Consider the following 13,776-nt stretch of genomic DNA (forward strand, 5'->3'; position numbering starts at 1 on the left):
AAAAACCGGGCTGCGCGCCGGGATAAGCCTGGCATCCGAGGTGAATTTTCTTTATCGTCACCGCCCTTTTAAAAAGCTCGAGAAATCAAAATGTTAGAAGCATCCCTCAGCCAACTGGAACAACTGGTCAGCGACTTGGTACAGCAAAACCAGGACTTGCTGGGCAGCAATGAAGCCCTTAAGGCAGAACTCGCTCGTGCCAAGGATGAAAACGACAGCCTGCAACTGAACCTGATGGAACAGGAAGAAAAGCACGGTGCTACCGCTGCCCGTATCCAAGCGCTGGTTGAGCGCGTGAGCGCAGGTCCTGTGAGCGCATGAATGAAGGGATAAAGGTCGTTTCGATCCTCGGCGAGGATTACTCGATCAAGGCGCCGGCCGGGGAAGACACGACCCTGATGCACGCCGTGACCATGCTCAAGGCCTCCCTGGCCACCACCAAGAAGAAGTACCCGACGTTGATCGGTGACAAATTACTGGTGCTGGCGGCGCTGAATCTATGCGCCGAGCAGATCGAAATGCAGCAGGCCCATCAACAGGAACTCGACCGTTACCAAGAGCAAGTCAGCGCCACGGTCGAGGTGATTTCCAAGGCGATCCAGCCTTAGAACCACTCATCCTGCATCGCGAGGCACGTATCGTCCCGTGCCTCCAGAATCGCCAGTTCATGATGGCAGCTCGGTACTTCCCAGGTCAGGAAGTACCGGGCAGCCTGGAGCTTGCCTTTATAAAACGCAGCGTCCGCTGCATTGCCCTTGGCCAGTCCTTCCTCGGCGCGAATCGCCTGCTCCAGCCAGCGCCAGCCAATCACCGTGTGCCCGAACACCTTCAGGTACAGCGCCGAGTTCGCCAGGCTGCTGTTGACCTTGCCTTGCGAGAGGTCCGTCAACAGGCCGAGTGTGACGCTTTGCAGTCTGTTGAGCAGGTGCTCCAGCGGTTCACGCAATGCGGTGAGTGACGGGTACTGCTGGGCGCGCGCGCCGGTGTCAGCGATCAGGCGGATCAGTTGCTTGAGCCCCGCGCCGCCGTTCTGCGCCAGCTTGCGACCCAGCAAGTCCAGGGACTGGATGCCATGGGTGCCTTCATGGATCGGATTGAGGCGGTTATCACGGTAGTACTGCTCCACCGGGTATTCGCGGGTGTAGCCGTGGCCGCCGAGAATCTGGATCGCCAGCTCGTTGGCCTTGAGGCAGAACTCCGACGGCCAGGATTTAACGATGGGGGTGAGCAGGTCCAGCAATTCGTGGGCCTGCTTGCGCTCTGCCTCGCTGACCAGCGTAGTGGTGTCGTCGAACAGGCGCGCCGCATACAGGCCAAGATCGAAGGCACCTTCCACGTAGGCTTTTTGCGTCAGCAGCATGCGCTTGATGTCCGCGTGCTGGATGATCGAGACCGGTGCGGTCGTGGGGTCCTTACTGTCCGGCAAGCGGCCTTGCGGGCGTTCGCGGGCGTATTCCAGCGAGTACAGGTAACCGGCGTAGCCGAGCATCACCGCGCCCATGCCCACGCCAATACGCGCCTCGTTCATCATCTGGAACATGCAGCTCAGGCCCTGATGCGGCTTGCCTACCAGGTAGCCCACGCAGTTGCCGTTGTCACCGAAATTCAGCGCTGTGGACGTGGTGCCACGCCAGCCCATCTTGTGAAACAGCCCTGCCAGCAGCACGTCGTTGCGTGCGCCCAGGCTGCCGTCGTCGTTGACCAGGAATTTAGGCACGATAAACAGCGAAATGCCCTTCACCCCAGGCGGCGCATCCGGCAACTTGGCCAGCACCATGTGCACGATGTTTTCCGACAAGGGGTGATCACCGCCGGAAATAAAGATCTTGTTGCCTTTGAGGCGATAGGTGCCGTCATCCGCAGGTTCTGCGCGTGTACGAATATCCGACAACGACGAGCCGGCATGGGGCTCGGTCAACGCCATGGTGCCGAAGAAGCGTCCTTCGATCATCGGCTGCAGGAAGCGCTGTTTCTGCTCCTCGGTGCCGAAGCTTTCAATCAGGTTGGCCGCGCCCATGGTCAGGAACGGGTACGAGGTGGACGCCGCGTTGGCCGATTGGAAGTGCGCGAAGCAGGCTTGGGACAGCAGGGTCGGCAACTGCATGCCGCCAGCCTCGAAACTGCGCGCGGCATTGAGAAAGCCAGCCTCCAGAAACGCGTCCACGGCCGGCTTGACCTCCGGGATGAGGATGGCCTTGCCGTCTTCATAGCGCGGTTCGTTTTCGTCGTTTTTGCGGTTATGGGGCGCGAAATACTTTTCGGCGATGCTGCGTGCGGTGCTGATGGCCGCATCGAAGGTTTCACGGTTGTGCTCGGCAAACCGCTCGCGCTGGGTCAGGCCCTCGGCATCGAGGACTTCGTACAGCTCGAAAGCCAGATTGCGGGAACTGAGCAGCGTCTCGGACATGGCGGATTACCTTTGTAGGAATTGGCCTGAGTCTAAGTGCGCGAATTAAGGGTGAATAGCAAGATTGATCTAAGTGATGGAACGGCAAAACACAGATGATCATTTGCAATGCAGTCGAATGTGGGAGGGGGTTTGCCCCTCCCACATTGTCCAGCTGTATTTCTTTCAGGGTTAGCCGATGGTCATCAGGCTGGCGTTACCGCCCGCCGCAGCGGTGTTGACGCTCAATGCCCGCTCGATCACCAGGCGCTCCAACGCAATGGAGGTCTCGCCCTGGGACAACCCATGCACCCCGACAATCGCCCCGCCACGCTGTGCCACTTGCTGGCATACCGCGCGCAATTGATCGGAGTCGCCGTGGTGCAGAACGGCGTCGAACACCACGCCGTCCTTGGTCCAATCGGCTACGCGCTTGATCTTCGCCTGAATATCCTTCGGCAGGCGTGGGAACAAGGCTTTGGTCAGGTCGGTTTCCGGCCATACCGCCGAGCCACCCACCGCCAATACCGCCGCCAATTGAGTCAACAGGTCGCCTTCCACGTCTGCCAGGCACAGAACGTGCTCGCGAGGGAGGATGGCGTAGCTGTTGCGCTCACCGGTCGGGCCGGCCAGTTGGCGGGTGATACCGCTTTGCGATTGCGCGGCGAATTGAGTGCACAGGGCGCTCAGTTCGCTGAACTTATTGCTGTCTGCCCAGCTTTTCAGGGCGGTCAGCGGTTGGCTCATGGCGTCGCGCAGGCGCATGTCCGGTGCGGCCACTTTGTCGGCGCGAACGAAGGATTGCTCGATCGCATCGGTAGGACGAGTCGACAGCAAACGGTACAGGTACAGCGGACCACCGGCTTTCGGGCCGGTGCCCGACAGGCCTTCGCCGCCGAACGGCTGCACGCCGACCACGGCACCTACGATGTTGCGGTTAACGTAGACGTTACCGGCATGAACGTTGTCGATCACTTTGGCGATGGTTTCGTCGATACGCGTGTGCACGCCCAGGGTCAGGCCATAGCCGGACGCGTTGATCTGACCGATCAACTGGTCGATCTCTTTGCGCTTGTAGCGCACTACGTGCAGCACCGGGCCGAAGATCTCGCGCTGCAGTTCGTCGAAGCTTTCCAGTTCGATCAGGGTTGGCATCACGAAGGTGCCGCGCTTGATTTCTTCGCCGTCGGCAATCGCCACCTGGTACACAGTGCGGCCTTTATCGCGCATGGCCTGGATGTGTTTCTCGATGCCGGCCTTGGCTTCGGCGTCGATCACCGGGCCGATGTCCACCGACAGGCGCTCCGGGTTGCCGAGGCGACATTCGGCCATGGCGCCCTTGAGCATTTCGATGACGCGGTCCGCCGAATCTTCCTGCAGGCACAACACGCGCAGGGCCGAGCAACGCTGGCCGGCGCTGTCGAAGGCCGACGACACCACGTCGATGACCACTTGTTCGGTCAGCGCCGAGGAGTCGACGATCATCGCGTTCTGGCCGCCGGTTTCGGCGATCAACGGGATCGGACGGCCCTGGGCATCCAGGCGACCGGCCACATTGCGTTGCAGCAGGCGCGCCACTTCGGTGGAACCGGTGAACATCACGCCTTTGACGCGATCGTCACCCACCAGACGCGCGCCGACGGTTTCGCCCTGGCCCGGCAGCAGTTGCAGCACGCCTTCCGGGATACCGGCCTCCAGCAGGAGGCGCACAGCCTGGGCCGCCACCAGCGGGGTTTGCTCGGCAGGCTTGGCGAGCACCGGGTTACCGGCAGCCAGCGCTGCGGCGACCTGGCCACTGAAGATTGCCAGCGGGAAGTTCCATGGGCTGATACATACCACCGGGCCCAGCGGGCGGTGGGCGTCGTTGGTAAAGTCGTTGCGCGCCTGCACCGCGTAGTAGCGCAGGAAATCCACGGCCTCGCGCACTTCGGCGATGGCGTTGGCAAAGGTCTTGCCGGCTTCGCGGGCCAGCAGGCCCATCAGCGGCTGGATCTCGCCTTCCATCAGGTCGGCGGCGCGTTCCAGGATGGCGGCGCGCTCTGCCGGCGGGGTGGCCTGCCAGATCGGACCGGCGTTGATCGCGCATTGGATGGCGTTGTCGACGTCTTCGACGGTGGCTTCCTGTACCTGGCCGACCACATCGCGCAGGTCGGACGGGTTCAACACCGCTGTCGGCGCTTGCTCGCTGGAGGCGCAACCGAGCATCGGTGCGGCTTTCCAGTTGTTGTGAGCGGTGGCCAGCAGGGCGCAGGACAGCGATGCCAGGCGGTGTTCGTTGGCCAGGTCGATACCGGCCGAATTGGCACGGTCGCTGCCATACAGGTCACGCGGCAGCGGAATGCGCGGGTGCGGCAGGCCGAAGCCGCCTTCCACGGTGGCCATCTGCTCGATGCTGGCCACCGGGTCGGCCACCAGCTCCTGGATCGAAATCGACTGGTCGGCGATGCGGTTGACGAACGAGGTGTTGGCGCCGTTTTCAAGCAGGCGACGCACCAGGTAAGCCAGCAGTGTTTCGTGAGTGCCGACCGGGGCGTACACGCGGCACGGACGGTTCAGCTTGCCGTCGGCCACTTTGCCTACCACCTGCTCGTACAGCGGTTCGCCCATGCCGTGCAGGCACTGGAACTCGTACTGGCCGGGGTAATAGTTCTGACCGGCAATATGGTAAATGGCCGACAAGGTGTGGGCGTTGTGCGTAGCGAACTGCGGATAGATGACTTCCGGCACCAACAGCAGTTTGCGCGCGCAGGCAATGTAGGAAACGTCGGTGTATACCTTGCGCGTGTACACCGGATAGCCTTCCAGGCCTTCGACCTGGGCGCGCTTGATCTCGCTGTCCCAGTACGCGCCTTTCACCAGGCGGATCATCAGGCGATGGCGGCTGCGGCGCGCCAGGTCGATGACGTAGTCGATCACGTATGGGCAACGCTTCTGGTAAGCCTGGATTACGAAACCGATGCCGTTCCAGCCGGTCAGTTGCGGCTCGAAGCACAGGCGCTCCAGCAGATCCAGTGACAGCTCCAGGCGGTCGGCTTCTTCGGCGTCGATGTTCAGGCCGATGTCGTATTGCTTGGCCAGCAGGGTCAGGGACAGCAGGCGCGGGTACAGCTCATCCATCACGCGCTCGTATTGCGCACGGCTGTAGCGCGGGTGCAGCGCCGACAGCTTGATGGAGATACCGGGGCCTTCATAAATCCCACGGCCGTGGGAGGCTTTGCCGATGGAGTGAATAGCTTGCTCGTACGAGGCCAGGTACTTCTGGGCGTCGTGTTCGGTCAGGGCGGCTTCACCGAGCATGTCGTAGGAGTAACGGAAGCCCTTGGCTTCGAACTTGCTCGCGTTGGCCAACGCTTCGGCGATGGTTTCGCCGGTCACGAACTGCTCGCCCATCAAGCGCATGGCCATGTCGACGCCCTTGCGGATCATCGGCTCGCCGCTCTTGCCGATGATGCGGCTCAGGGACGAGGTGAGGCCGGCTTCGTTATGGGTGGCGACCAGCTTGCCAGTCAGCAACAGGCCCCAGGTGGCGGCGTTGACGAACAGCGACGGGCTGTTGCCCAGGTGCGGCTGCCAGTTGCCGGTGCTGATCTTGTCGCGGATCAGTGCGTCGCGGGTGCCCTTGTCCGGAATGCGCAGCAGCGCTTCGGCCAGGCACATCAGCGCCACGCCCTCCTGGGACGACAGGGAAAATTCCTGCAGCAGGCCCTGAACAATCCCGGCACGGCCGCCGGCACTCTTCTGATTGCGCAGTTTCTCGGCAATGGTGGCAGCCAGTTTATTGGTGGCCTCGGCCATTGGCGCCGGGAGGCGGGCCTGCTCGATCAGCATCGGCACCACTTCCGGCTCAGGGCGGCGGTAAGCGGCAGTGATCGAGGCACGCAATACGGACTGCGGCAGGATGCTTTCGGCAAACTCGAGGAAGCACTGGTGGGCGTGGTCGGTCTGGACGTCGCCTGCGTCGTCGGCGTCCTTGGTGCCCGAGCCGTTGAGTTCGGTCAGGGTTGCACCACCCTCGAGTTTCTCCAGGTAATTGAAAATCGCCTGCTTGATCAGCCAGTGCGGCGTGCGATCAATGGAGGTCGCGGCCGCCTTCAAGCGTTCGCGGGTCGGGTCGTCGAGTTTGACCCCAAGGGTGGTCGTCGCCATTTTCTTATCCTCATGGGTGCCACTACCGCGTGGCATTAGCTGGCGGCAAGATTAGCTTTGCCCATCAAGAGGTGCAACCGGGTGCAACCCTTTTTATTTGTGAAATGTGAGTGGCTTCGTCGGAAATAATTTGGCGGCTGCACAATCCGCTGTGTCTTGGTGCATTTACTTCTGAGATCGGCGCTCCTTGCTCCGAAAAGGAGCAAAAACGAGGCCTTTTCTGCAAATTGCGTCAGGGTGCAACTTATTCTCGAGAAACTGGTTGCACCTTATTTGCTTTGTTGAATAGCATTCGCGGCCAAGGTGCAACCAGCTTACGGGCTCGGTTCATCGGCTGGCGGCTTTCCTGGGGAAACGCCAGTCATAAATGCGCGGCGTGCAGGTTCGTCCAGCCCTTAAACGGGAGGCGTCTGACAGGTCGCCGCTACATAAAAACAAAGCCAGGGCGTCACTTCTTATGAGCGTTAGCAATCCAACCCTGATCACATTCGTGATCTATATCGCAGCAATGGTGCTGATCGGCTTCATGGCCTATCGCTCCACCAACAACCTTTCCGATTACATCCTGGGCGGTCGCAGCCTCGGTAGCGTGGTAACGGCCTTGTCGGCCGGCGCTTCCGATATGAGCGGCTGGTTGTTGATGGGCCTGCCGGGCGCCATCTACATGTCCGGTCTGTCGGAAAGCTGGATCGCCATCGGCCTGATCGTCGGTGCCTACCTCAACTGGCTGTTCGTGGCCGGTCGCCTGCGGGTACAGACCGAACACAACGGCGACGCCCTGACGCTGCCGGACTATTTTTCCAGCCGCTTCGAAGATAAAAGCGGCCTGCTGCGGATCATCTCCGCGGTGGTAATCCTGGTGTTCTTCACCATCTACTGCGCCTCGGGTATCGTCGCCGGCGCGCGTCTGTTCGAAAGCACCTTCGGCATGTCCTACGAGACTGCGCTGTGGGCCGGTGCGGCGGCGACCATTGCCTACACCTTCGTTGGCGGTTTCCTGGCGGTGAGCTGGACGGACACCGTACAAGCCACGCTGATGATCTTTGCGCTGATTCTCACGCCGATCATCGTGCTGCTGGCCACCGGCGGCGTCGACACCACGTTCCTGGCGATCGAAGCCAAGAACCCCGACAACTTCAACATGCTCAAGAACACCACCTTCATCGGCATCATCTCGCTGATGGGCTGGGGCCTGGGTTACTTCGGCCAGCCGCACATTCTCGCGCGCTTCATGGCGGCCGATTCGGTGAAGTCGATCGCCAACGCGCGCCGCATCTCCATGACCTGGATGATCCTGTGCCTGGGTGGCACCGTGGCCGTGGGCTTTTTCGGCATCGCCTACTTTTCGGCGCACCCGGAAGTGGCCGGGCCGGTGACCGAGAACCACGAACGTGTGTTTATCGAACTGGCCAAGCTGCTGTTCAACCCATGGATCGCTGGCGTGCTGCTGTCAGCCATCCTGGCGGCGGTAATGAGCACCTTGAGCTGCCAGCTGCTGGTGTGCTCCAGCGCCCTGACCGAAGACTTCTACAAGACCTTCCTGCGCAAGAGCGCGTCCCAGGTTGAATTGGTCTGGGTCGGCCGGCTGATGGTGCTGCTGGTGGCCTTGATCGCCATCGCCATGGCCGCCAACCCGAACAACCGCGTCCTGGGCCTGGTGAGCTACGCCTGGGCCGGTTTCGGCGCCGCGTTCGGACCTGTGGTGCTGATTTCGGTAATCTGGAAAAACATGACCCGCAATGGCGCTCTGGCCGGCATCCTGGTCGGCGCGATTACCGTGATTGTGTGGAAACACTTCGCTCTGCTGGGGCTGTACGAAATCATCCCTGGCTTTATCTTTGCCAGCCTGGCGATCTACATCGTAAGCAAACTGGGCGCGCCGACTGCGGGTATGGTCGAGCGTTTTGATGCTGCGGAAAAAGACTACAACCTCAACAAGTAATTCGACGGGCGCCCAGCGTCTGATGAGTTAAACGAAAGGCCCGCATCCTACGGATAGCGGGCCTTTTTTTTGCGAATGATTTGGCGCATGCAAGCTGACGATTCGCACACTCGTGCGTAGGGCTTTACTGATTTGTGCGAGCAGTGCTCAGCAGGACACGACACTGTTGCAGAATCGCCCCCCCCAGCCTTCGCAGAGAAACATCGGATGTTCGCGCCTGCCAATCAAAGTGCCTTTACCCTGACCCTGGATGGGGTGCCCAGCGACCTAAAGGTCTACCGTTTCAAAGGTCGTGAAGTACTCAGCCAGCCCTATCATTTTGATTTGGAACTGGTCGGCGAGCAGCCTGACCTTGACCTGGAAGGTCTGCTGCATCGCCAGGCTTATCTGGGGTTTGATGCGCATGGGCACGGTGTGCATGGCGTAGTGGACCATGTGGCGCAGGGCGACTCCGGGCGGCGGCTGACCCGTTACAGCGTTCGTCTGGTACCTCAGTTGGCCTATCTGGCCCATAGCAGCCACCCACGCATTTTCCAGCATAAGACCGTACCGCAGATCGTTGCCCAGGTTCTTAAAGAGCAGGGCATCCAGGCCGATCGATTCGAGTTTCGCTTAAGTGGCACCTACCCCGAACGCGAGTATTGCGTGCAGTTCGCTGAGACCGACCTGGCATTCATTCAGCGCCTGTGTGCCGAGCTGGGCATTCACTACCACTTTCGGCATTCGCCCGAAGGCCATTTGCTGGTATTTGGCGATGACCAGACCGTGTTCGCCCGGGCCGAGGACGCCACGCTCTACGCCGCAGGGTCCGGGATGGTGGCGGACACGCCGGCCATCAAGCGTTTCGCGGTACAACTGCGCACCTGTACGACGGCTCTGAGCCTGCGCGATTACGATTGGCGCAAGCCACGCCTGACGCTGGAAAGCACGGTGTCCGACGAGCAGAATTCGCGCCTTGAAGCGCAGGGCTACCCCGGCCATTTCACCGACCGTGTAGAGGGTAAGCACCTGGCGCAGCGGGGCCTGGAGCGTCACCGCAGCGAGCATTGCTTAGCCTTCGGCAGCGGGGATGAGCCGGCGCTCGCCTGCGGACGTTTCCTCAAGCTGGCCGGGCATCCGCGCCAGGAGTGGAACGACTTGTGGCTCATGACCGACGTGACTCACGAGGGCAGCCAGCCCCAGGTACTCGAAGAGGCGGTGACCGAGGTCGCCGGTGGGGAAATGCGTCAGGGCTACTCCAACCACTTCGTCGCAGCGCCCTGGGAGGTGGTTTTTCGCCCACCCTTGCCATCGCGCAGGCCGCTGACGGGTTACCAGAACGCGGTGGTGACCGGCCCCACCGACAGTGAAATCCATTGCGACGAATACGGTCGCGTCAAAGTGCAACTGGCCTGGGACCGCCACGGCACACATGACGAGCATTCCAGCTGCTGGCTGCGGGTCGCCAGCGGCTGGGCCCATGATCGCTACGGCGCGGTACTGATCCCACGGGTGGGCATGGAAGTGCTGGTGGGCTTTTTGAATGGCGACATGGACATGCCTGTGGTGGTCGGCTGCCTGGCCAACGCCGCGACGCCGTTGCCCCTCGACCTGCCGGCGGACAAGACCCGCAGCATCCTGCGCAGCCAAAGCAGCCCTGGCGGCGGCGGATACAACGAACTGCGCATCGAGGACCGCAAGGGCGCCGAGGAAATCTACCTGCGCGCCCAGCGAGATTGGACCCAACATGTGCTGCATGACCAGCAGGTGCGGGTGGACAACCGGCGTCGAATCACCGTGGGCGGCGAGTCGCACCATGAACTGCAGGGTGAAGAGCAGCGCATCACCCATGGCAACCGCCTGACGCAACTCAAGCAGGACGACCACCTCGTGATCGGTGGTTCACAGCAGGTACGCGCGGAGCAGGTGATCCGGATCGGCGCCGGCCAGAGCGTCGTCATCGATGCGGGTGCCAGTGTCACGATTCAGGCCGGTGGGCAGTCGATCACGGTGTCCGCCGCCGGCATCTTCAGCAGCGTGGAGATCCAGTTGGGCGGTGCTCCCGCGCCTGCTCCGGCGCCGTTGCTGCCCGGGCTGAGGGATAAAGTGCTGGCGGTGCTCCCGGCTCCGTTGAGCCGTGTGCAGATAGCCAGCCTGAAACGCAGCGCGCCGTTCTGTGAAGAGTGTGAGCGCTGCAAGAACGGGCAGTGTGATGTCGCTGATCGCCCCATCAGTCAACTTTGAACCCAAGGAACTTATCCCCAATGGAGCAACCTCTGTCACCCGGTGCCTGGCTGGCCCAATGGCCCCTGCAACCCCATGAGCAACTCTTCGCGGTGCTGGGCAGTGCCAGCGATGCCAAGCCGTTCGACGCCTGGCAAGGCATGGCCGCGGGAGCCTCGCCGCGCGCCATATGGGCAGGCACCGCCTACGCGGACTGGACGCAGGTCATGCCTTACCTTGCACGGGTCGAGCCCGGCAGCGCGTTTCTCGATTGGGTGACGCACACCCAGGCCGAGGACTGGGGCTGGCTGGCGGTGTCATCCAGCCCGTTGGAGGTGGTACTCGCCCATCTGCAGGGCTTGACCCAAGTGAACCTGCCCGAGGGGCAGGCAGTGTTCCTGCGCTTTTGGGATGGCACGCAGGTGCTGCCGCTGCTGCAGCATCTGGGCAGGGACGCGGGGCAGGTGCTGCCGGTGTTCCAGCGCTACTTGATCAATGGGCAGCCGCTGGCCGTTGCGACGGCCCCGGTCGGCGCCGCCAAGACCAGCCCCTGGTGGCAAGTGCCTGCCACGTTGCTGGAGCATCTGGCCGAACAATCGCCGCAGACCCGGATCGACAACCTGCTGCAATGGCTTGAGGAACAGCGCCCGGACCTTTGCGCCGCCTTCACGCCCCCGACCCTGCAGCACAAGGTCGCGTATTTCGCCCGTGGGCCCGTGGTCACCTATGCGGCGCTGACGGACTATCTCGACTCAGAGGCGAGTTGAGCCCAGTGCCTGCTGCAAATCGTCGATCAGGTCTTCAATGGCTTCGATGCCGACCGACAGGCGAATCATCTCCGGCTTCACGCCGGCCTTGGCCTGCTCCTGTTCGTTCATCTGCCGATGGGTGGTGGACGCCGGATGGCAGGCCAGGGATTTGGCGTCGCCGATGTTCACCAAGCGTTTGAAGATCTGCAGTGCATCGTAGAAACGCACGCCGGCGTCATAGCCGCCCTTCAGGCCGAAAGACAGGATCGCCGATGGCTTGCCTTGCATGTATTTCTGCGCCAGTCGATGGTGCGGGTGCTCCGGCAGGCCCGCGTAGCTGACCCATTCCACGTCGGCATGCCCTTGTAGAAACTGCGCAACCTTGAGCGCGTTCTCGGTGTGGCGTTCCATGCGCAGCGCCAGGGTTTCCAAGCCTTGCAGCAACAGAAAGGCATTCATCGGCGCCAGGGCCGCACCGGTGTTGCGCAAGGGCACGGTACGCGCGCGGGCGATGAACGCGGCGGGGCCGAATTTTTCGGTGTAGACCACGCCGTGATAAGCCGGCTCGGGCCGGTTGAGGCCGGGGAATTTTTCCGGGTACTGCGTCCAGGGGAAGGTGCCACTGTCGACGATCACTCCGCCGAGCGAATTGCCATGGCCGCCGATGTATTTGGTTACCGAATGCACGACGATATCGGCGCCGAACTGAATGGGTTTGCACAGGATCGGCGTGGCGACGGTGTTGTCCACCATCAACGGCACACCTCGGGCGTGTGCCACCTTGGCCAGGGCCTCCAGATCGATGATATTGCCCGCCGGATTGCCGATGCTCTCGCAGTACACCAGCTTGGTCTGGTCATCGATCAGCTCGGCGATGGCCTCGGCGCTATCGTCCCGGGCGAACCGCACGTCCACACCAAAGCTGGGCAGCAAATGGGCGAACAAGGTATAGGTGCCGCCGTACAGTTGCGGCGTGGTGACGATATTGTCTCCGGCGCGGGTCAGGGTCTGGATCGCATAATGGATCGCCGCGCTACCGGCTGACACCGCCAGCGCCGCGATGCCGCCTTCGAGGGCGGCGATACGTTGCTCCAGGACATCGTTGGTGGGGTTCATGATGCGCGTGTAGATATTGCCGGGTACGTCCAGGTTGAACAGGTCGGCGCCGTGCTGGGCGTTGTCGAATTCGAAAGCGACGTTCTGGTAGATCGGCACGGCCACGGCCTTGGTGGCCGGGTCCGACTTGAAGCCGTGGTGCAGGGCGAGGGTGGCGTCTTTCATGATGGCAATTGACCTCCTTGGATTGGGTGCCCGCCACAATAAATCCGCGCTCAGGCGGGTATTTAGATTTTTTTCCGCCCGCCTGCTGCCTTTAGGGCATAAGCACCGCCCGGCATGCCGCCCTGCACCTTTGTCCGTGTAGAAGGTAAACTTCGCCCCCTGCGCAGGAGCAACCATGAATTATCGTCACGCCTTTCACGCCGGCAACCACGCCGATGTCTTCAAACACCTGACCTTGACCCGCCTCATCGCCCTGATGTCGCGCAAGGAACAGCCGTTCGCCTACCTTGACACCCACGCGGGCATCGGCCTGTACGACTTGCAGGGCGATCAGGCCAACCGCACCGGCGAATACCTGGAAGGCATTGCGCGACTGTGGGGCCGGACCGATTTGCCGCCGCTGACCGCCGACTACATGCGCGTGCTGCATGAGATGAACCCGGACGGCCAGTTGCGCTACTACCCCGGTTCGCCGGAACTGGCGCGTCGGCTCACGCGCCCGCAGGACCGTGTGTTGCTCAACGAGAAACATCCTGAAGACGGTGTATTGCTCAAGGACAACATGAAGGGCGATCGCCGGGTCAAGGTGCACCTGGGCGAAGGCTGGCATGTGCCGCGAGCGTTGCTGCCCGTGCCGGAAAAACGCGCCCTGATGCTGATCGACCCACCGTTTGAAAAGCTCGACGAGATGCAACGCTGCGCCGCGTCCCTCAAGGAAGCAGTCGGCCGCATGCGCCAGACCGTGGCGGCGATCTGGTACCCGGTCAAGGACCAGCGCATGTTGCGTCGCTTCTATCAGGACCTGGCCGGAACGGGGGCGCCGAAATTATTGCGGGTGGAATTGCTGGTGCATCCGCTGGACACGCCCAACACCCTGACCGGTTCGGGCCTGGCGATTGCCAACCCGCCATGGGGCTTGGAGGAAGAACTGCGTGAGCTGTTGCCGTGGCTGTCCAAGCAACTGGGCCAGACCCAGGGCGGGTGGCAGATGGATTGGCTTATAGCTGAGTAGGTGTGAGTTGTAAGGTGCAAGCTTCAAGCTTCAAGCTACAAGTGAGGGCAGAAAGCAC

9 protein-coding genes are annotated in these 13,776 nt (G+C 61.9%); 6 read left to right on the forward strand and 3 right to left on the reverse strand.

All coding sequences use genetic code 11. The annotated features are described in order from the left end of the window. Positions 1-90 precede the first annotated feature (90 nt). Both PSH94_RS02150 and PSH94_RS02155 read left to right on the forward strand, forming a co-directional pair. Positions 91-321: a hypothetical protein gene (locus tag PSH94_RS02150; RefSeq protein WP_024073014.1), complete on the forward strand. Its 231-nt coding sequence runs from the start codon at positions 91-93 to the stop codon at positions 319-321. Beyond that, positions 318-608 (forward strand): cell division protein ZapA, encoded by a 291-nt coding sequence (locus tag PSH94_RS02155; protein WP_181080383.1) that lies wholly within the window; start codon positions 318-320, stop codon positions 606-608. Before PSH94_RS02150 ends, PSH94_RS02155 begins: the two co-directional genes overlap by 4 nt. On the opposite strand, the gene PSH94_RS02160 is transcribed toward PSH94_RS02155, so the two are convergent. Both PSH94_RS02160 and putA read right to left on the reverse strand, forming a co-directional pair. Then, entirely contained in the window at positions 605-2,407 is a 1,803-nt protein-coding gene (locus PSH94_RS02160; RefSeq protein ID WP_305436298.1) for an acyl-CoA dehydrogenase, read from the reverse strand. The genes PSH94_RS02155 and PSH94_RS02160 overlap by 4 nt on opposite strands. 171 nt (positions 2,408-2,578) lie before the next feature. Next, entirely contained in the window at positions 2,579-6,532 is a 3,954-nt protein-coding gene (gene putA, locus PSH94_RS02165; protein ID WP_305436300.1) for a trifunctional transcriptional regulator/proline dehydrogenase/L-glutamate gamma-semialdehyde dehydrogenase, read from the reverse strand. A gap of 457 nt (positions 6,533-6,989) precedes the next feature. Between putA and putP the strand changes: the two genes are divergently transcribed. The 3 genes from putP (at position 6,990) to PSH94_RS02180 (ending at position 11,443) form a co-directional block, all read left to right on the forward strand. Continuing rightward, the gene (gene putP / locus PSH94_RS02170; protein ID WP_181080386.1) at positions 6,990-8,474 is read left to right on the forward strand and encodes a sodium/proline symporter PutP; all 1,485 of its coding nucleotides are present in this window, start codon (positions 6,990-6,992) and stop codon (positions 8,472-8,474) included. A gap of 207 nt (positions 8,475-8,681) precedes the next feature. Beyond that, a complete protein-coding gene (locus PSH94_RS02175; protein ID WP_305436302.1) occupies positions 8,682-10,697 on the forward strand; it encodes a type VI secretion system tip protein VgrG in 2,016 nt (671 codons plus the stop codon). 20 nt (positions 10,698-10,717) lie between these two features. Continuing rightward, entirely contained in the window at positions 10,718-11,443 is a 726-nt protein-coding gene (locus PSH94_RS02180) for a DUF4123 domain-containing protein (protein ID WP_305436304.1), read from the forward strand. Here PSH94_RS02180 and PSH94_RS02185 read toward each other — a convergent pair. Then, a complete protein-coding gene (locus PSH94_RS02185) occupies positions 11,429-12,706 on the reverse strand; it encodes an O-acetylhomoserine aminocarboxypropyltransferase/cysteine synthase family protein (RefSeq protein ID WP_305436306.1) in 1,278 nt (425 codons plus the stop codon). The two genes, PSH94_RS02180 and PSH94_RS02185, sit on opposite strands and share 15 nt — an antisense overlap. A gap of 175 nt (positions 12,707-12,881) precedes the next feature. Here PSH94_RS02185 and PSH94_RS02190 point away from each other — a divergent pair, with 175 nt between their 5' ends. Then, positions 12,882-13,718, forward strand: a complete 837-nt coding sequence (locus PSH94_RS02190) for a 23S rRNA (adenine(2030)-N(6))-methyltransferase RlmJ (RefSeq protein ID WP_181080390.1) — start codon at positions 12,882-12,884, stop codon at positions 13,716-13,718. Positions 13,719-13,776 lie beyond the last annotated feature (58 nt).

The organism is Pseudomonas sp. FP2254 (assembly GCF_030687695.1).
GTDB classification, from domain to species: Bacteria; Pseudomonadota; Gammaproteobacteria; order Pseudomonadales; family Pseudomonadaceae; genus Aquipseudomonas; species Aquipseudomonas quebecensis.

Bases quoted from the DNA above. Each gene is read 5' to 3' on its own strand.
- putA (WP_305436300.1), bottom strand. From the start codon at position 6,532: ATGGCGACGACCACCCTTGGGGTCAAACTCGACGACCCGACCCGCGAA.
- PSH94_RS02160 (WP_305436298.1), bottom strand. From the start codon at position 2,407: ATGTCCGAGACGCTGCTCAGTTCCCGCAATCTGGCTTTCGAGCTGTAC.
- PSH94_RS02185 (WP_305436306.1), bottom strand. From the start codon at position 12,706: ATGAAAGACGCCACCCTCGCCCTGCACCACGGCTTCAAGTCGGACCCG.
- PSH94_RS02180 (WP_305436304.1), top strand. From the start codon at position 10,718: ATGGAGCAACCTCTGTCACCCGGTGCCTGGCTGGCCCAATGGCCCCTG.
- PSH94_RS02150 (WP_024073014.1), top strand. From the start codon at position 91: ATGTTAGAAGCATCCCTCAGCCAACTGGAACAACTGGTCAGCGACTTG.
- PSH94_RS02155 (WP_181080383.1), top strand. From the start codon at position 318: ATGAATGAAGGGATAAAGGTCGTTTCGATCCTCGGCGAGGATTACTCG.
- PSH94_RS02190 (WP_181080390.1), top strand. From the start codon at position 12,882: ATGAATTATCGTCACGCCTTTCACGCCGGCAACCACGCCGATGTCTTC.
- PSH94_RS02175 (WP_305436302.1), top strand. From the start codon at position 8,682: ATGTTCGCGCCTGCCAATCAAAGTGCCTTTACCCTGACCCTGGATGGG.
- putP (WP_181080386.1), top strand. From the start codon at position 6,990: ATGAGCGTTAGCAATCCAACCCTGATCACATTCGTGATCTATATCGCA.